The sequence below is a fragment of the Streptomyces sp. PU-14G genome (assembly GCF_041028275.1).
Taxonomy (GTDB): Bacteria; Actinomycetota; Actinomycetes; order Streptomycetales; family Streptomycetaceae; genus Streptomyces.
The window spans coordinates 1-18,132 of the sequence record NZ_JASKYT010000119.1; the positions used below are offsets into that span (position 1 = coordinate 1).

The 18,132-nt window shown below is 73.0% G+C and carries 15 protein-coding genes; 3 read left to right on the plus strand and 12 right to left on the minus strand.

All coding sequences use genetic code 11. The features are described from left to right. The first annotated feature begins 26 nt into the window (after window positions 1–26). The gene (locus tag AB8Z75_RS16135; RefSeq protein ID WP_369202518.1) at window positions 27–767 is read left to right on the plus strand and encodes a sirohydrochlorin chelatase; all 741 of its coding nucleotides are present in this window, start codon (window positions 27–29) and stop codon (window positions 765–767) included. 252 nt (window positions 768–1,019) lie between these two features. After that, the gene (locus AB8Z75_RS16140) at window positions 1,020–3,008 is read left to right on the plus strand and encodes a TIGR04222 domain-containing membrane protein (protein WP_369202496.1); all 1,989 of its coding nucleotides are present in this window, start codon (window positions 1,020–1,022) and stop codon (window positions 3,006–3,008) included. Window positions 3,009–3,053: 45 nt separating this feature from the next. On the opposite strand, the gene AB8Z75_RS16145 is transcribed toward AB8Z75_RS16140, so the two are convergent. The 9 genes from AB8Z75_RS16145 to AB8Z75_RS16185 form a co-directional block, all read right to left on the minus strand. Continuing rightward, window positions 3,054–3,971 (minus strand): DUF4231 domain-containing protein, encoded by a 918-nt coding sequence (locus AB8Z75_RS16145; RefSeq protein WP_369202498.1) that lies wholly within the window; start codon window positions 3,969–3,971, stop codon window positions 3,054–3,056. Window positions 3,972–4,296: 325 nt separating this feature from the next. Next, window positions 4,297–4,449, minus strand: a complete 153-nt coding sequence (locus AB8Z75_RS16150; protein WP_369202520.1) for a S8 family serine peptidase — start codon at window positions 4,447–4,449, stop codon at window positions 4,297–4,299. A gap of 291 nt (window positions 4,450–4,740) precedes the next feature. Beyond that, window positions 4,741–5,016: a hypothetical protein gene (locus AB8Z75_RS16155; RefSeq protein WP_369202500.1), complete on the minus strand. Its 276-nt coding sequence runs from the start codon at window positions 5,014–5,016 to the stop codon at window positions 4,741–4,743. A gap of 167 nt (window positions 5,017–5,183) precedes the next feature. Beyond that, window positions 5,184–5,675 carry a hypothetical protein gene (locus AB8Z75_RS16160; RefSeq protein ID WP_369202502.1) on the minus strand — a complete coding sequence of 164 codons (492 nt, stop codon included), beginning with the start codon at window positions 5,673–5,675 and terminating at the stop codon, window positions 5,184–5,186. A gap of 490 nt (window positions 5,676–6,165) precedes the next feature. Further along, on the minus strand, window positions 6,166–7,404 hold the full coding sequence (locus AB8Z75_RS16165) for a S8 family peptidase (protein ID WP_369202504.1): 1,239 nt from the start codon (window positions 7,402–7,404) through the stop codon (window positions 6,166–6,168). A 201-nt stretch (window positions 7,405–7,605) separates the two neighbouring features. Beyond that, window positions 7,606–8,133, minus strand: coding sequence for a DUF1697 domain-containing protein (locus AB8Z75_RS16170; protein ID WP_369202506.1), 528 nt, complete (start codon window positions 8,131–8,133; stop codon window positions 7,606–7,608). A gap of 36 nt (window positions 8,134–8,169) precedes the next feature. Beyond that, window positions 8,170–9,489, minus strand: a complete 1,320-nt coding sequence (locus AB8Z75_RS16175; protein WP_369202522.1) for an SAV2148 family HEPN domain-containing protein — start codon at window positions 9,487–9,489, stop codon at window positions 8,170–8,172. A gap of 419 nt (window positions 9,490–9,908) precedes the next feature. After that, a complete protein-coding gene (locus tag AB8Z75_RS16180; RefSeq protein WP_369202508.1) occupies window positions 9,909–11,228 on the minus strand; it encodes an MFS transporter in 1,320 nt (439 codons plus the stop codon). A 164-nt stretch (window positions 11,229–11,392) separates the two neighbouring features. After that, on the minus strand, window positions 11,393–12,289 hold the full coding sequence (locus AB8Z75_RS16185) for a LysR substrate-binding domain-containing protein (RefSeq protein WP_369202510.1): 897 nt from the start codon (window positions 12,287–12,289) through the stop codon (window positions 11,393–11,395). Between the two features lie 94 nt (window positions 12,290–12,383). On the opposite strand from AB8Z75_RS16185, the gene lpdA reads away from it, so the two are divergent. After that, window positions 12,384–13,832 (plus strand): dihydrolipoyl dehydrogenase, encoded by a 1,449-nt coding sequence (lpdA, locus tag AB8Z75_RS16190; protein WP_369202512.1) that lies wholly within the window; start codon window positions 12,384–12,386, stop codon window positions 13,830–13,832. Window positions 13,833–13,955: 123 nt separating this feature from the next. Here the strand turns inward: lpdA and AB8Z75_RS16195 are convergent, their stop codons facing one another. The 3 genes from AB8Z75_RS16195 to murC form a co-directional block, all read right to left on the minus strand. After that, complete coding sequence (locus tag AB8Z75_RS16195) at window positions 13,956–15,572, minus strand: MFS transporter (protein ID WP_369202524.1); 1,617 nt, start codon at window positions 15,570–15,572, stop codon at window positions 13,956–13,958. Between the two features lie 603 nt (window positions 15,573–16,175). Then, window positions 16,176–16,589 (minus strand): peptide-methionine (R)-S-oxide reductase MsrB, encoded by a 414-nt coding sequence (gene msrB, locus AB8Z75_RS16200; RefSeq protein ID WP_369202514.1) that lies wholly within the window; start codon window positions 16,587–16,589, stop codon window positions 16,176–16,178. A gap of 20 nt (window positions 16,590–16,609) precedes the next feature. Continuing rightward, window positions 16,610–18,022, minus strand: coding sequence for a UDP-N-acetylmuramate--L-alanine ligase (gene murC / locus AB8Z75_RS16205; protein WP_369202516.1), 1,413 nt, complete (start codon window positions 18,020–18,022; stop codon window positions 16,610–16,612). Between the last annotated feature and the right edge of the window lie 110 nt (window positions 18,023–18,132).

Consider the following 18,132-nt stretch of genomic DNA (forward strand, 5'->3'; position numbering starts at 1 on the left):
CCCCTGTCACCCCCGCCTCCCCCGCGCTGCTGCTGATCGCGCACGGCAGCCGCGACCCGCGGCACGCCGCCACGGTCGCCGCGCTCACCGCCCGCGTGCGGCGGCGGCTGCCGGGCCTGCGCGTGGCGGTGGGATACCTCGACTTCGACACGCCGTCGGTGGGGGCCGCGCTGCGGTCGCTGCACGCGGCGGGGGCCTATGAGGTCGTCGCCGTCCCCCTGCTGCTGACCCGCGCCTTCCACGCCAAGACGGACATCCCCGGGGTGCTGGCCGAGGAGAGCGCGCCCTTGCCGGGCCTGGCCGTCCGCCAGGCGGACGTCCTGGGCCCGCACCCCGCGCTGACCGTCGCGCTGGAGCGGCGGTTGCGCGCGGCCGGGGTGGCGCCCGGCGACGCGCCCTCCACCGGCGTCGTCCTGGCGGCGGCCGGTTCCTCGGACCCGGAGGCGAGCGCAGTGATCGCAGCAATCGCGCGGGAGTGGCGGCGTACCACCGGTTGGTGTGCCGTGCGGCCTGCGTTCGCCTCCGCCACCGCGCCCCGCACGGCCGACGCCGTGCGGGACCTGCGCGCGGCCGGAGCACGCCGGGTGGCGGTGGCGCCGTACGTGCTGGCGCCCGGGCGTCTCCCCGACCGCATCGCGGCGGGCGCCCGCGAAGCCGGCGCCGACGTCCTCGCCCCCGTGCTGGGGCCCGCGCCGGAAGTGGCACGGGTGGTGGTCGAGCGGTACGGGGCCGCCCTGGCGCGCGAGTTGGCCGCCACCGCCGCGTGACGAACACTTCCCCGCCGGGGCGGGTGTCGGGACGCTTCACCGGCCGCGTGACGAACGCTTCCCTCCGGGGGGTGACGGGACGCTTCACCGGCCGCGTGACGTGCGGACCTCGGCGGGGGACCCCTTCCGGGGGGCCGCCGCCGAGACGTCGTTCCCTTCGCGCACCGACTGCCGCGTCCCCGCGGCCCGGTGCTCGCCGCAGAAGTGCCGTTCGCCCGGCGGCTACCGGGATGCGCTCCTACGGTAAGGGTTGTGGAAGACGACGCCTCGCTCCTTGAAACCGCGGACTTGCGCTACCTGGCCCTGTGCGCCGCCCTCCTCCTGGCCGCCGGCCTGATCCGCACGCTCGTGTACGTGGCGTTGCGCCCCTGGAGAGCCGCCCGTCCTGCACCGTGCACCCTCGACCGTTACGACGTGGCGCTGCTGACAGGCGGCTTCGAGCGCGTCGTCGCCTCGGCGCTCGCGGGCCTGGCCGACGCGGGGGCCGTCACCCTCCACCCGGGTGCCGTCTCCGAGATCCGCCCGACAACGCCGGCCCGGGCGGCTCAGGACCCCGTCCAGGAGCAGGTGCTCGACCTGCTGTCCGACCATCCGAACGGGCATCGGCTGTCGGCGGCCTTCTCCCGCACCGCCATCGCCGCCGCTGCGCGGGACAAGCTGGTCTCGTCGGGAATCATGCTGCCGCACCGGTGGAGGTTCGTGCTCGCCAGGTTCTTCTCCGGCGCCTTGACCCTCCTCGCCATGTCGGCCACGGTCGTCGTGCAGTGGGGGCGGTTGCCCATGGACAAGTTCAGTGGCCTGCTGTTCCTCGAACTGATGATGTGCGGCGTGTACGTGGGGCTGTGCGCCAAGTACCTGCCGCTGACGCTGTCGCAGCAGGGGGCAGAGCTGGTTGCGCGGCTGCGCCAGGCGGCGGACCCGGAGCCGTCAGCCGACCTGCCTGGACATGCGGGCGGCGGCGCGCCGGACACGCCCGAGGGCGCGGACGTCCCCGAGGGCGCGGACATCCCCGGGGACGCCGGGGGGTGGCGCCTGGAGCCCGGCTGGACCGGCTCCCCAGCCGGTCGGGTGGCCCTCGGGGGATGGGACGAGTACCGCGACACGTGGGGGCAGCCCTACCCGCTGCGGTTCTGGGAGCTGGTACCCGACAACGTCGACAGGACGCCCGAAGAACACCACCGCCGTAGCGTGCTCTACCGGGCCCTGGGCGTGGTGTGCGGGCTGCTGGCGATCCCGTGTGCCGTGGTGTCCTTCACCGGGGCTTTCTGGGTCGGCGCGTTCTGGCTGCTCTTCGCCTGGGCCGGCGCCCGGTGCGCGGTACTGGCCAGGAAACACCGGGCGGCGGGCAGCCGCGGCCCCTACCGCGCGACGCGAGGACCCGGCGCGGACGCCGCCTATGACCCTCGCCCGAGCGCTTCGTACCCCCACCGCCCCGGCGTGCTGTACCTGCGGTCGTTCGCGCACCACGACGCCTCGCTCGAACGCACCGCGCCGTGGCAGAACATCAAGACCGCGATTCTGGGTTCCGACACCTCCTACGTCGAGGAACTCGCCCGCACCCTCCGGCACTTCGGCCCGCCCGTCGCGATCGGCGCTCCGGGCGCGGCGCTGCCCGGCCTGGGCCCGGCCCAGTTCTTCGTTCCACCCGACCCCCATCGCGGCGCGTCCGGCGCACACCTCGAACGCTGGCAGGCGGAGGTGCTCACCCTCATGGACGGTGCGGCGCTCGTGGTGATCGCGGCGGGGCTCGGTGAGGGCCTGCTGTGGGAGTTCCGGCAGGCGACGTCACGCCTGCCCCCGCACCGGCTGGTCGTCATGGTTCCGCTCGACCGCGAGGGCTACGCCCTGTTCCGGGAGCACGCCGGTGCCTGCTTCCGCCGCGGCCTGCCCGCCGATCCCCGCGAGCCCAACCGCAGGGGGGAGATCGACCATGCGTTGCTCTACTTCGACGACGACTGGACGCCCCGCTTCGCGGAGTTCGCGGACCACCCGATGATCCAGCTGCACCTCGGCCGCATAGCCACCCGCTTCAGCGTGCGGAGGTACCGCAACCAGCTCACCCACGCGGCGTATCCGGTCTTCCGCGCCAACGGTGTGCGCTGGCCGGGGATCGAGGTTCCCGTTCCCTTCGGACGAGCCAGCCGGCAGAGGCTCCTTCCGGGCGTGTCACTGGGCCTCGCCGCAGCCGTGCTCGCGCTGGGCGGTCCGGCGGTCGTCCTGGGTCTGTGGCCGCTGCTGTGATGGCGCTTCCGCCCGCTCCGCCGGCGGCGGGGCACGGCGGTACCGTCACTCGCTCTGCCCGCCCCGTGCCCGCAGTCGCCGGGCGCCCCACATGGTGTGTTCCCGGCTGATCGCCTGCTCCGCGGAGACCACGTAGTGGGCGAGATCCTCCTCGCTGACCACCCCCTCTCCCTCCCCCTCGACGAGCAGCAACTCCGTGGAGGTCAGCGCGTAGGCGCTGGCGAGGTTGTCGTACTGCTTCACCTCCAGCCAGGCCCCGCCCGCCGCGACCAGAACGGCCAGCAGGCTGCCCAGATCGAGCGACGTGACCTCCAGCAGGAGAAGCAGCGCCCCGAAGACACCGACGATTTCGAGGCCCAGCAACGACAGCCGCCAGCGCTGCGACCGCTTCTCGTTGAACCTGGCTTTCCGCGCGTACCACACACGCTGATCCGCGATGCGCCCGCGCAGGTACGCGGTGATGCGTACGGACAGCGGAGCGTGGCGCAGTTCCCGCATCCTGGCGCTGATCTGGGCAGGCAGCTCCGGTTCCGGAACGACGCCTTCGGGCAGTACGTCGAGGACCGACCTGACCTTACGGCGGAAGAGGGCCGCGGCCTCGTCGTCCCCGACGTCGTGGAACGGCTGGGCCCGCGTCGCGTACTTCCAGGCCAGGGACTTCAGGGACTCGGCCACGGCCCGCCCCTGGTACCACGTCTCCTCCGGGCGGGTGCGCAGCAGAAGGAGTTCGGCCGCCAGGGCGACGATGAACGCCATGAGCGAGGCGGCGTCCAGCCCGTTGTCCACGAGCGGAGGAAGGCCGTCGCTGAGACCGATGACTCCGCAGAGGGCAGCCGCCACCGTGGACCACAGCCGGATCCTCGTCAACCGCAGGTAGCTCGCCTGGCCTGCCAGGGACGCCTTGTCCGCCAACTGCTGAAGCCCCGGAAGATCCGCGTCCGTCAGCCCCTGCTCAACGCTCACCCTGTTTACCCCTCACCGAAGATCAGCAGACTGTACGGACCGCAGGACGGTACCGACAAGGCTCTCCATGCCCCTTCGCGGTCCAGCCGCGCGCGGGCCGGGCCACGGGCGCGGCAGCACGGGTCCTCGGAGGGCCCCCGCACGGCGCAGGCCCGCCGTGCCCCGTGGGGGGAGGGCACGGCGGGCCTGGTGTTGCGCTTACCCGGAAAACCGGAGTTACGCACAGAAGGAGCTCACAATTGACCGTGAAAGGCGGTCACTTGACCACGCGGAGAAGCTTGCCGGTCGTCCCCTTGGCCGAATCCGTCACCGCACCGGCGGTGGCCTACTTGGTCAGCGCTGCGGTCACCTGCGCCGGGGTGGCACCCTGGTGGCCGCCCAGGTAGACGGCGGCGGCTCCGGTGACGTGCGGGGAGGCCATGGAGGTGCCCGGCATGGTGGCGGTGCCGGTGTCGCTCCTGTTGCTCGCGGAGACGATGTCGACACCGGGGGCGAAGAGGTCGACGAGCTTGCCGTGGTTGAGAACTTTGCCTGCGTGTCCTTCTGCGTGTCCTTCTTGCCGGCGGCGGCCACGGTCAGCGCCTCGGGCACGCGGGCGGGCGAGGAGCCGGAGGCGTCGCCGCCCTCGTCGTCCAGCACGCGTACGGCCACGAGGTCGGCCTTCTTCGCGACGCCGTACTTGGCGCCCGCGACACCGTACTTGGCGCCCGCGACAGCGAGGAGGCGTAGCTGTGGAGGAGCACTCGGCGCCCCCGCGGTCCCTGGAAGATCACTGGATCAGCACGGCCAGAAGTACGACGGCGGCGACCGCGCACAGGATCACAGCGCTGAAGGCGCTGGTGTGCCTGCCGGTACGGCGTCCCTTCTGCACGCCCCGTACGCGGGGCGCAGGCACCGGTGACGCCGCACTGGTGGTGTCGGCGGTCTCGGCCAGCAGGCTGCGGCAGCACACCGCCAACGCACCCACATCGCCATCGAAGGGGGTGCGGATTTCGGCACGGGCCGGGGCCGTCGTGCCGCCCTCCAGCAGCCGTCCCGCACGCACCTGTACACAGTCCGTTCCGGCGGTGCGCAAACTGATCCACCGCCCGACATGCTCGCCGCGGATCACCACCACACCACTCCGCTCCCGGTACACCGTGTGCCGACGCCACAACATGGGGGCGAGCCGACGCGCGACCGGGCCAAGATCCGTACTCTGGAGTCGGTCGCTCAACGCTCAGTTCTTCCTTCCAGCCGGTGACGGATCTCGCGTGCGCCGCCGTCGCCGGTTTCCACATCGAACTGGCCCGGCGTACCCGCGCCGCCACCCCACTGACCCTCGGGATAGGCCTGAGAGGTGATGGACTTCGGCTGGCCGGGCCCGGTGGTGTCGACGACGAACTCGACCCACTTCGACCAGTTCAGGTTGTAGTGGGTAGGGGGCGTCTCGTTCGGGACGAGGACCTTCTTGTCCTTCTTCTTCGCCTCGGCCAGCGCCCAGGGGATACCGCTCTTGGAGTGTTTCGTCGCCCAGGCCAGGTCGGCTTTCTCGATGACCGCCTTGGAGGGTTTGACCGCCTTGGCCGTCGATGCTGCTTTCGCTGTGCTGGTGCCTTCCGCCGCTGCGGACGGCAACGCGACGGCCAGTGGCGCCGCGGTGCGCAGCGCTGCCGGCACGGCGAGGTGCCGTAATCTGCGGTTATGGCGTTTGCCGGTAGACAAACTCTCCCCTTCAACGAAGTGTTGTCGCGCCGCCGAACTGTTTACGGGGCTTTCACACCGACAAGCAACGGGACATGAAGGGACACATAACCCGTTCCACCCGCGTGGGACGTGAGCCCAGTCACGGTTGCGAAGTTGAAGATCACGATCGCGTTGCAGTCGACTGCTCATGAGGAGACGAACCGTCAGGAAGGAATCCGGGCCGACGCCCGCTTCGCAGCGTCACTCTGTCGGGTGTCGCCAAAGGAACGGATGACTACAGGCGCGCCGAGCGTCCAATGCACCGCGTGCTCCCGGGCCTGACGGCGCGTCCGATCGAAGGAGGTCCGATGGCGGTCGCGTGGGGGGTGGCGGTCCGGCGCCCCGGGCGGGGGCGCCGGACCGTCGCCGACTGGTTTGAAACCCTGTCGGATGGGCGCGCACAGCTCACGTTCTCCGTGCGGGTGGGACACACGCAACGGGTGAGGAGCCATCCGCGCTCCCGGAGGCGTTACTTGGGGACGCGCAGCAGCCGGTTCGGCGTACCGGCACCGGGGTTGGTGATGGCGTCCTTCGTGGCCCCGTCCGTCAGCGCTTCGGCGACCTGCGCGGGGGTGGCCGTCTTGTGCTCGCTCAGGTAGAGCGCCGCGGCTCCCGTGACGTGCGGGGTGGCCATGGAGGTGCCGTATCCGGCCATGGAGGCGGTGTCGCTCTTGTTGCTGGCGGAGACGACGTCGATGCCGGGCGCGTAGAGGTCGACGCTCTTGCCGTAGCTGGAGAAGTCCGTCTGCTTGTCGTCCTGGTCGCTCGCCGCCACGGTGAGCGCCTCGGGGACGCGCGCCGGGGAGGCCTCGCTCGCGTCGCTGCTGTAGTTGCCCGCCGCGACCACGCAGGTGATGCCCGCGTCGACGGCGCGCTTCACCGCCTCGTCGAGCGCGTAGTCCTTGAAGCCGCCGATGCTCATGTTGGCGACCGCGGGGCCTTCCTTGCCCTCGTGGTCCTTGATCATCCAGTCGATGCCCGCGACGGCGTCGGCCGTGGTGCCCTTGTTGTCGTCGCCGAGGATGCGCACGGCCACCAGATCGGCCTTCTTGGCGATGCCGTACTTCGTGCCCGCGATGGTGCCCGCCACGTGGGTGCCGTGGTTGGCGCCGTCCTGCGCGGTCTTGTCGTCGTCCACGATGTCGTAGCCGTTCACGGCGCGACCGCCGAAGTCCTGGTGGCTGACGCGGATTCCGCTGTCGACGACGTACGCGGTGACGCCCGCGCCCGCGCTGTCGGGGTAGGTGTACTTCCCGTCCGGCTTCGTCGCCGCCTGGTCGACGCGGTCCTGCCCCCAGGAGGGCGGGTCCGTCTGGGTGGCCTGCGCCCGGATCTGCCGCGCCTGTACGACCTTGGCCACCTTGTCGTCCGCCGCGAGGCGCCGGGCCTCCTGCGCGCTGAGCCCCTCGGCCGCGTAACCGGTCAGCGCCGCCTGGTAGGTGTGCTCGACCGTGCCGCCGTACTCGTCGGTGAGACTCTTCGCCTCCGTGGCGGCCTTCACTCCGGCGGCGCCGGCGTCCTTCTCCAGCACCACGATGTAGCTGCCCTTGACGGCGCCTTCGGCCTCCGCGCCCAGGACGGTGCCCTCCTCGGGGGCGCCCGCGCCGGCGGGCAGGGTGAGCAGTGTCGCCCCGCCCGCCACCGCGAGCGCGGCGCCGAGCGCGAGGGATATCCGTCGTTTGGTGTTCCGTGCGCCGTGATGTGCCATGCCGAGGGAGCCTTTCGCTGGTGGCGGCCGATCGACCCGGTACCGGATCGATCGAATCCTTGTCGGATTGCCGTGTACGGCTCAAGTGGCATGCCGTTCTGTGACACACGCAACATCGCGGGATGACAGTCGTCCCCCGCGCCCCACCAAGGCCCCGTCACCACCCGCGCTGCTGCCGGGCTCCAGACCTCGGCGCAGGACTCAGCTGGTCAGCTCGATGAGGCGCTGGATCGTGCGCCAGTTGCGCCCCGTCATCGTCAGCCGGGGCCGCACCCCCTCCAGCGCGGGCACCAGCTTGCTGCGGCCCATCCCGTGCGGGAAGTGGCAGTAGACGGCCCGCCCCACGTGCGCGTACTCCTCGGGTGCGAAGGCGTCCGCGTCCAGACCGGCGAAGTGGTCGGCGGCCGGCTCCTCCTCGAGGAACAGGACCAGCACCTTGGCCGGATCCAGCTCGGCCACGGGAAGGGGGCAGGCCGCCGCGACGGCCCGCAACTGCTCACCGGTCCGCACCAGAACGGGCACCTCGACCCCGAACCGCTCGGCGATGGCCCGCTCCAGGACGGGGCCCGGGTCCTTCTCCTCCGCGGTGAACACCGCGTTGCCGCTCTGCAGGTAGGTGCGCACATCGCCCCACCCGAGTCCGGCCATGACCGTGCGCAGCTCGGCCATGGGCACCTTGTGGTGCCCCCCGACATTGACCCCTCGCAACAGCGCGGCATACCTCGTCATGCCGTACACCGTATGTGCCGTGGCGGTCGCGTGGGGCTACGAGACGGGACGGGAGTCCGCCCAGAAGTGGTCGAACTCCTCCCGGTAGAGCGGGAAGAGCGCTCCCTCCGCGTCGTACCCCTCCGACACGTGGCGGCCCGGGCCCCGCAGGACGAACACCGGGGTCTCCATGCCGCGCGCGTGGCGCAGGTAGGACTGGACGACGGCCAGGCCGTCGGACCCGTCCCCGTCGACCATATAGGCGCTGAAGCGCGGCGTCTCGTCGAAGACGTGGATCTCGAACGCGCCCGCGTCCCGCAGCCGGGAGCGCACCCGCCGCATGTGCAGGATGTTCGTCTCCACCGAGCGGGCCAGCTCGCCCTTCTTGAGGCCCAGTTCCCGCTCCCGGCGCCGCAGCGCACTGCTCGCCGGGTTCATGAACAGCAGCCGCACCCGGCAGCCGTCCTCGGCCAGTCGCACGAGCCGCCGCCCGCTGTAGTTCTGCACCAGCAGACCGAGCCCGATGCCGATGGCGTCCAGCCTGCGCGCCCCGGCGAACAGGTCCTCGGCGGGCAGCTGACGTTGCAGCCGTACGCGGTCGGCGTGGACGCCGACGACGTCGGCGAACCGGTCTCCGACCAGCTCCTCGACGGCGTCGACGGGCAGCCTCTCGACCGAGGCCGCGCCCTGCGGGGCGGCACCCAGCACCTTCAGCAGCCTGCGGCACATCCGTTCGGCCTGCGCGAGCACCGTCTGAGACAGGGCGCGGTTGCGTGCCACCGCGCTGCGGGCGACCTCCAGCTCGTCCAGCCCCAGCTCCACCTCCCTGCGGTCGGCGAAGTACGGCTCGAAGCAGGGCCAGTGCTGCACCATCAGCTCGCGCAACTGCGGCAGGGTGAGGAAAGAGATCAGGGTGTCGTCCGCCGGATCGAGCAGATAGCCCTTGCGGCGGCTGACCTCCCGCACGGCGACGGCCCGCTGCACCCACTCCTGCCCCGCGGGGCCCGCGGCGGCGACGACCCACTCCTCGCCGTGCACCGGCTCGTAGATCGGCCGCAGCACCGCGGAGACGACCGCGCGCATCCGCTGTTCGACCAGGTTCAGCCACACGTAGGCGCGCCCGGCGCGCTGCGCCCTGGTGCGCACCTGCGCCCAGTCGCTCTCGTCCCACCCCACGTCCGCGCCGATCTCCATGGGGCGGGCCAGCGGAACCGCGCCCGGCTGGAGCCCGGCCTCCCCCAGCCCGCTCCGGGGCGGCACGCCCGTTTCCCAACCGCCCGGCGGGTCGTCGGCCGTTCCGTCCTGGGCGGCGGCTCCGCCACCGTCCGGCCCCTCACCGCCGTCACCTGGGGGGAGTTCAAACCCTCCCGAGCCCAACTGCGCACCGCCTTCCGCACCCCGGTCCGACCCCCGCTGTTCGATCAAGGAAGACTACTGCGGCCCTCTCACAGCCGCACCCGTAACCCCTGTCAACTTCGGGTGCCCGTACGCACGCACGGGCTCGGATGACGGCCGGGTCCCCCGCGGTCCGCCGCGCACCGCACGGTGCCGCAGCGGCGTGACGACGGGGAAGAGACACTCCTGTGCAGGTCCTGCCGGAGCGCGCGTATCCCTTGCGGGTACGGCACACCCCGACAAGGCCCCGTACTACCGTCTCGGGGACGCTCCGCGCTACCGCACCGGCACGACCGGCACGGGGAATTCACCGCTGATCCCCAGGCCCCGCGTCCGCCGGCCGGCCACCGCCGTGGGCATGTGCGGCACGGCCCTCCACGGCGGCGCGCCTCCCGGCGCGGTCACCCGGCCGACGAGGCGGGCGCGAGCGCGCCGCCGTGCCCTTCCCGCGCCCTCTCAGGACGAGCCGCCCAGGCGAGCGCGCACGCCGCGGCGGCGGTGCCCACCGCGACCCCGAAGGCGGCGCCCGGACCGTACTTCTCGGCCACGGGACCCGCGGCCATCAGGGCGAGCGCCTGGCCGCCGATGATGCCGCTGGTCATGAACGCCATCGACTCGCCCAGCCGGGCGGCGGGCACCACCCGCTCCGTGAGGGAGAACAGCGTGATCAAGTGCGGGGCGTACGCGCTGCCGAGGACCACGACGACGACGTACAGCCACCCCAGGCTGTGCACCACCAGCAGCGGCAGGGCCAGCACCAGGGCGGCGCAGGTCGCCGCGCGCCACCTGGCCGTGAGCGTCACGCCGGATGGCACGGAGGCCATGGCGAGCCCCACCACGGCACTCATCACACCCATGGCGGCGTAGACCAGCCCCGACTGGCCGGGGGCGCCCAGCTCCTCGGTGAGCGCCGTGATGCCCGCCTGGCAGGCCCCGAACATGGCGCCCTGCAACGCCGCGGAGGAGCGCAGCGCGTAGACGGTGCCGCGCCGCCGGTGCCTCCCACGTCCGACCTCGGCACCTGCCAGGGCGCTGCCCTCGGGCCGGGGGTCTCGGAGGCCGCTGCCCTGAGAAGGGGCGCCCCTGCGGCCACCGCCCACCGGTGCGACGGCCCGCGCTGTCGGATGCAGCGCGAACGCGACGCCGCACACCGCGAGCAGCGCCGCCGCCAGGCCGAGCGCGACCGCGGGGTGCGCCACCGTCGCGGCGACGCCCACCAGCGCGGGACCGAGCACGAACGAGGTCTCGTCCAGCGTGCCCTCCAGTGACAGCACCCCCGAGACCGTGCGCTCGTCCGCTTCCGCGTGCCGTGCGAGCGCGACCATGCGGGAGCGCGACAACGGGCCCACCTGCGGCACGCTCAGTCCGACGAGGACGCCGAGCGCCGCCAGGCCCGCGGTCGGCGCGCGGCCGAGCGCGCCGGTGACGAGCCCGGTGACGGCGCACGCGTTCAGGAGGGCGGCGACCAGCACGACCGGACGCTGTCCAAGCCGGTCGGCCAGCCGCCCGACCACCGGTCCCCCCACCGTCTGTCCAGCCGCCAACGCGCCCCCCACCAGGCCTGCGGTGGCGAGGCTGCCGCTGGTACGTGCCACCAGCAGCAGCGAGCCGAGCTGGCACATCGCGGTCGGCAGCCGTCCCAGGAACGAGACGGCGGGCAGGAGTGGCCCCCCTCCCAGGCCGATCACCGTGCGGTATGTCGTCACCAGTGCTCCAGCCATCGCCCGACGCTAACCCCCGTGGATCTCCCCCGGCACGGACAGGACACACGAAATGGCCCAGGGCGGGTACGTACGTTCGCATGACACCTCGGGTGTGGCGCCCACGCTTCGGCCCTGCCCCCGCCGCCGTGGAACGGGCGTGGGCCGCCGGCCGGCCGGCGCCGCTACGCCCCTGGCCGCCGCTCGGCCAGCAGCCGGAGGAAGGCGTGCGCCGCGCCCGTCGGCTCGGACCGGCAGAAGGCCGTCACCGGGCGGCGCCAGGGCGGGCCGACACCGATCAGCTGGTCCGCCGGAACGAGCGCGGGTGCCAGGTGGGCGGAGATCAGGCACACGCCCGCGCCCGCGGCGGCCATGCGCGCGGCCGTCGTGGGGTGCTCGACGCGCACGGCGGTCCGCGGAACGAACCCCGCCTGCCCGCAGACCCGGTCGAGGAACTGCTGCCCCTCGATCCACGGCTCCATCCCGCACCGCACCCAACCGCGGTCGGCCAGCTCCTCAAGCCGCACCGGCGCGCCGCCGTCCTCCCCACGCCCGCGCAGCGGGTCGTCGGGCGGGACGACGAGTACCACCTTCTCCTCGCCGATCTCCCAGGAGGGGCCCGGCCAGTCACGGAGCTGGAAGCCGACGGCGAGGTCGGCGATCCCGCGAGCCATCCGCTCACGGAGCTCGTCCTCCGTCACGTACTCGCGCAGCCGCAGCTCCACGGCCGGGTGCAGCCGCCGCATCCGCGCGACCGCGTCCGTCAGGACGCCCACGGCCAGGCCGTGCACGGTCGCGATCTGGAGTTCGCCACCGCAGGACCCGGCCGCGGCCCGCGCGGCGCGGCGCGCCTGCCGGGCGCTGCGGACGGCCAGTTCGGCGTCCGGGAGGAACGCCCTGCCCATGGGGGTGAGCCGCACCCCGCGCGGCAGCCGCTCCAACAGCGGTCCGCCCACCTCGCGTTCCAGCGCCTTGATCTGGTGCGAGAGCGCCGACTGCGTCACGTGCAGGGTCTCGGCGGCACGGGTGAAGGACGTCTCCTCGATGACCGTGACGAGGTATTCCATCTGCCGCAGACTCACGAGCCTCTCCCCGCCCTCTCCATGAGCGCTGTTCATCGCAACCATAGAAGCATTGCGTTGGACTCATCGGCCAGCCGCGGCGGAGGCTTGGCCCATGAGCGGGAACACCACAGACGTGATCGTCATCGGCGGCGGAACGGGCGGCTACAGCACGGCCCTTCGCGCCGCGCATCTCGGCCTGGACGTCGCGCTGATCGAGCGCGACCTGGTCGGGGGCACCTGTCTGCACCGGGGGTGCGTGCCCAGCAAGGCGATGCTGCACGCCGCCGAACTGGTCGACGGGGTGTCCGAGGCACGCGAGAGGTGGGGCGTGAAGGCGACGCTGGACAGCGTCGACTGGGACGCGCTGGTGGCCACCAGGGACGACATCGTCTCGCGCAACCACAAGGGCGTGGAGGGCCAACTGGTCAAGGCCGGCGTCACCGTGGTGCGGGGAACCGCCACGCTGGCAGGTGCACGGGAGGTCGACGTCACCACCACGGCCCGCGGAGACGCCACGGCACACGGGGGAGGCGAGCGGTGGACGGCGCGGCGCGGTCTCGTGCTGGCGACCGGCTCCAGGCCCCGTACGCTGCCGGGGCTCGAACCCGACGGGGCGCACATCGTCACCAGCGACGACGCCCTCTTCGCGCCGGGCCTGCCGCGCAGCGTGCTGGTGCTGGGCGGCGGCGCGATCGGTGTCGAGTACGCCTCCTTCCACCGCTCCATGGGCGCCGAGGTCACGCTGGTGGAGGCGGCGGACAGACTGCTGCCCCTGGAGGACGAGGACACCAGCCGCCACCTGACCCGCGCGCTGAAGAAGCGCGGCATCACCGTGCTGACGGGCGCCAGGCTGCTGGACGCGCACCGCGTCGGGCCCGGCATCGAGGCCCGTATCCAGCCTCCGCGAGGCGAGGGGACGGTGCTCGCCGCCGAGCGGCTGCTGGTCGCGGTGGGGCGGGTTCCGGTCACCGAAGGGCTGGGGCTCCAGGCCGCGGGGCTGACGACCGACGAGCGGGGATACCTGCCGCCCGCGCGCTGGGACACCTTCGAGACGGCCACCCCCGGCATCCACGTCGTCGGTGACCTGCTGCCGCCGCCCTCCCTGGGGCTGGCGCACGCCTCGTTCGCGGAAGGGCTCCTCGTCGCCGAGACGCTGGCGGGCCTGGCGCCACGCCCCGTGGACTACGCGGCCGTGCCACGCGTGACCTACTCCAGCCCGCAGACCGCCTCGGTCGGCCTGAGCGAGGCCGAGGCCCGCGCGGCGGGGCACGAGGTGCGCGCCAACGTGATGCCGCTGACGGCCACCGCCAAGGGCATGGTCCACGGCCAGGGCGGCATGGTGAAGGTCGTCGCCGAACAGGGCGGCGAGGGGCGGGTGCTGGGCGTCCACCTGGTGGGCCCGCACGTCTCCGAAATGATCGCCGAGTCCCAACTCGCGGTCGCCTGGGACGCCTCACCGGCGGACATCGCCCAGCACATCCACCCGCACCCCACGCTGAGCGAGGCGGTCGGCGAAACGTTCCTCACGCTGGCCGGAAGGGGCCTGCACCAGCACGCGTGACCCCGGCGGCACCAGGGGGCCGCCAGGGGACCGCCGGCGCGGCGCAGCCGTCGCCCGGGAGCGGTCGGGCCTCCAGCGCGCCTCCTGCGGCCGGGCCTCCAGCACGTCCCCCTGCGGCCGGGCCTACAGCACGTCCTCCTCGGCCGCGAGCGGGCCGTCACCAGACTTGCCGCGGGGACGCAGCCCGGGGGCGGTCGGCCGGCTGCCGACGCGGGGGCCGGGCTGGCCCTCCCCGAGGACCGGGACAGTCTCGCGGCGGGGCGCGGGGCCCGCGCCGGGCCCGCCGCGCTGCACCAGGTGCGGGTCGGACAGGTCGCCGGGGGCCGCCGCACCCGCCGCGCGCTTCGTCGCGGACGACGGCAGGAACGCCGCGATCAGCAGGCCGAGCAGAGCGGCTCCCGAGGCGATGAGGAACGCGGTGCGGAAGCCGTCCAGGTTGGGCACGCGCGTCGCGCCCAGCGGGCTGCTCATCCGTGCGAGGACGACGCCGACCACGGCGCTCGATGTCGAGGTGCCGATCGACCGCATCAGCGTGTTCAGCCCGTTGGCCGCGCCGGACTCGGACGGGTCCACGGCGCCGAGGATGAGCGCGGGCATCGCGGAGTAGGCGATGCCGATGCCCACACCGATCAGCACGGACAGCAGCACGGTCTGCCACACGGCGCTCAGCAGCACCGTGCCCAGCAGGTAGGAGGCGGCGAGGATCACCAGGCCCGTCATCAGCGACACCTTGGGCCCCCGCGCCTGGGACAGCCGCGCCGACAGGGACGAGACGAGCATCATCGCGATGCCCATCGGCGCCACGCACAGCCCGGAGACGACCATCGACTGGCCCAGCCCGTAGCCGGTGGCGGCGGGCAGTTGGAGGATCTGGGGCAGTACGAGGGTGAGCGCGTAGAAGGCCAGCCCGACCATGATCGATGCCAGGTTGGTCAGCAGCACCTGGCGGCGGACCGTGGTCCGCAGGTCCACGAGCGGGTCGGTGATCCGCAGTTCCAGCAGGCCCCACGCCAGGAAGATCAGCGCGGAGGCGCCCCACAGGCCCAGTACCGTCGGGCTGCCCCAGCCCCAGTCGCCGCCCTTGGAGATGGGCAGCAGCAGGGTCACCAGACCGGCGGAGAGCCCCAGGGTGCCGAGCACGTCGAAGCGGCCCGGGGTCCGCAGCGGGGACTCGGGCACCAGGAGGAGCACCAGCACCATGGCCACCACGCCGATGCCCGCGGCGCCGAAGAACAGCACGTGCCAGTCGGTGTACTGGGCGACCCACGCGGCCAGCGGCATCCCCAGCGCACCGCCCACCCCCAGTGACGAGCTCATGAACGCCATGGCGGAGCCCAGCCGCTCGGGCGGCAGTTCGTCCCGCATGATGCTGATGCCCAGCGGAATGGCTCCCATGGCGAAGCCCTGCACGGCCCGCCCGGCCACCATCGGCACCAGCGCGGAGGTGAACCCGCAGATCAGCGAGCCGAGGACCATCAGCCCGAGGCTGAGGAGCACGATCCGCCGCTTTCCGTACAGGTCACCGAGGCGCCCCATGATCGGCGTCGCGACGGCGCCCGACAGCAGCGTGGAGGTGATCACCCACGAGGCGTTGGATGTGGACGTACCCAGCAGGGCGGGCAGTTGGGCGACGACCGGCACGATGAGGGTCTGCATGACGGCGACGGAGATCCCGCCGAACGCCAGCACAGGCACCAGCCACCGTCCGCCCCCTGAGCCTCGGTCCCCCTCGGTGCGTATGTGCGCCCCGGCACTCGCTCCCACGCTCTCCCCCACGCGTCGACCCCGCCCTTTCGCTCTTCTGCTGTGTACGTACCGCAGTCTCTCACTCACGTGCAGCGTACAAATGAACGGCCGGGGACCGTCCCGTATTCCGCGGGGAGAGACGAGGCACACAGCGCGCCCCCGCGCGTTTCGCGCGCCGCGCCGCGCGCCGTGGCCCCGCGACGCGCCTCGGGGAGCGGACGGTCGTCCGGCACCCCGGCGGGCCCCGGAACCCCGCGGGTGGCTGTCGGCGGACCCCGACGGGTGGCCGCCGACGCCCGGCCCGGCGGGCGGCTGCACGCGGCACCTCAGCGGCGACGCCGCCGACCGCGGCGTCGACGGCTACGCGCGGCACCTCAACGGCGACAGCGCAGGCGCGGCGTCGACGGCTGCGCGCGGCACCTCAGCGGCGGCGGCACGGCGGCGCGGCGACGCGGCGGGGCTCAGACGACGGCGGCGCGGCGGCATCTCAGACGGCGGCTGCGCGAGGCCTCAGCGGTGCTGCGCGGCACCTCGGCGGCGGCTGCGTGAGGCCTCGGCGAGGCGCGCGGCACCTCGGCGGGGGCTGCGCGCCGTGACTCAGCCGGCGCTCTCGCGCGGCACCAGCTTCAGCGAGACCGAGTTGATGCAGTAGCGCTGGTCCGTCGGGGTCGGGTAGCCCTCTCCCTCGAAGACGTGTCCGAGGTGGGACCCGCAGCGGGCGCAGCGGACCTCCGTGCGGACCATGCCCAGGGAGCGGTCGGTCAGCAGCTCGACGGCCTCGGTCTGCGCCGGGTCGTAGAAGCTGGGCCAGCCGCAGTGGGAGGCGAACTTGGTGTCGGAGCGGAACAGCTCGGCGCCGCAGCCCCGGCACTGGTACACGCCGGTCGTCTCCGTGTCGTGGTACTCGCCGGTGAACGGCCGCTCCGTACCGGCCTCGCGCAGCACGTGGTACTCCTCGGGCGTCAGCTCCGCCCGCCACTGCTCCTCGGTCCTGTCGACTTCGTATGCCATCTCGGCTCGCTCCTCGGTGCTCACTCTGCCAGCTTGGCGAGGATCCGGGGCCCCAGCTCGGTGACGTCCCCGGCTCCCATGGTGAGAACGAGATCACCGGACTCGGCCATTCCCGCCACGGCGGCCACCGCGTCCTCGGGCGCTTCGACCCCGCGCACCGCGGCCCCCGCGGCCTGGGCGGCGTCGGTGATCAGCGCGCTGGTGACGCCAGGGATGGGGTCCTCGCGCGCCGGGTAGACCGGCAGCACGACCGACCCGTCGGCCAGGGCCAGCGCCTCGCCCATCTCCTTGCCGAGCTCCTGGGTGCGGCTGAAGAGGTGCGGCTGGAAGACCACCAGCACCCGCCCCTCCCCCGCGCCGCCGCGGATGGCCTCCAGGTCCGCGGTCATCTCGGTGGGATGGTGGGCGTAGGAGTCGATCACCTGCACGCCCCCGGTGAGCCCCTTGAGCTGAAGCCGTCGCTTGACGCCCGTGTAGGAGCCGAGCGCCCGCGCCAGCTCACCCGCCGGCACGCCCAGCGCCGCGCCCGCCGTGAGCGCGGCCACCGCGTTCAGCGCGTAGTGCCTGCCGGGGACCGAGACGCCGAAGGTCAGCTCCTCGCCGTCGAGCACCACGGCGACCTCGCTGGTCAGCCCCTTCGGAGTGATCCGCAGGACCCGTACGTCGGCGTCCTCTGCCTCCCCGTACGTACGCACCGTGAGCTTGCGGTCGCCCTCGGCCCGCAGGCGGCGCGTCAGTTCCCGCGCGCCCTCGTGATCGGCGGAGACGACGAGCGTGCCGCCCTCCGCGATCCGCCCGGCGAAGATACCGAAGGACTCGTAGATCTCCTCCATGGAGGCGTAGTTGGCGTGGTGGTCGAGTTCGACGTTGAGCACGATCGCCACCTCGGGCGCGTACTTGTGGAAGCTGCGGTCGCTCTCATCCGCCTCCGCCACGAAGATCTCACCCGTGCCCTGGTGGGCGTTCGACCCAGGACCCTCCAGATCGCCGCCGATCGCGTACGAGGGGTCGAGACCCAGGTCGGCCAGGCTGACGGCGAGCATCGACGTCGTCGTCGTCTTCCCGTGCGTTCCGGCCACGGCCAGCGGTCGCAGACCCGCCATCAGCGCGGCGAGCGCGTCGGCCCGGTGCAGCACGGGCAGGCCCCGCCGCCTGGCCTCGACCATCTCCGGGTTGTCCTCCCGGATGGCGCTGGAGATCACGACCACGGTCGCGTCGGGCGCCAGGTGACCCGCGGCGTGCCCGATGTGCACGGTGACGCCGAAACCACGCAGCGCGTCAGCCGTCGCGGACTCCCGCGCGTCGCTGCCCGCGACCCGCGCCCCGCGCACCGCCAGGATCTTCGCGATACCGGACATCCCCGCGCCACCGATCCCGATGAAGTGCGGCCGCTCCATGGCGGAAGGAAGGGAGGGAGTGACGGCAGCGGTCATACGTGCGTCTCCTGGGTGGCTCAACAACGGACTGCGGAACGCGCCCAGCCTATGTGGTGCGCCGCCGCCTCCACGCCAGCCCTCACCCCGCGCCACGCCCGCCCTCGTCC

Excerpts from the sequence above, each read along its gene's own strand:
- AB8Z75_RS16165 (WP_369202504.1), bottom strand. The coding sequence starts at position 7,404 with ATGGCACATCACGGCGCACGGAACACCAAACGACGGATATCCCTCGCG.
- AB8Z75_RS16170 (WP_369202506.1), bottom strand. The coding sequence starts at position 8,133 with ATGACGAGGTATGCCGCGCTGTTGCGAGGGGTCAATGTCGGGGGGCAC.
- AB8Z75_RS16180 (WP_369202508.1), bottom strand. The coding sequence starts at position 11,228 with ATGGCTGGAGCACTGGTGACGACATACCGCACGGTGATCGGCCTGGGA.
- lpdA (WP_369202512.1), top strand. The coding sequence starts at position 12,384 with ATGAGCGGGAACACCACAGACGTGATCGTCATCGGCGGCGGAACGGGC.
- msrB (WP_369202514.1), bottom strand. The coding sequence starts at position 16,589 with ATGGCATACGAAGTCGACAGGACCGAGGAGCAGTGGCGGGCGGAGCTG.
- murC (WP_369202516.1), bottom strand. The coding sequence starts at position 18,022 with ATGACCGCTGCCGTCACTCCCTCCCTTCCTTCCGCCATGGAGCGGCCG.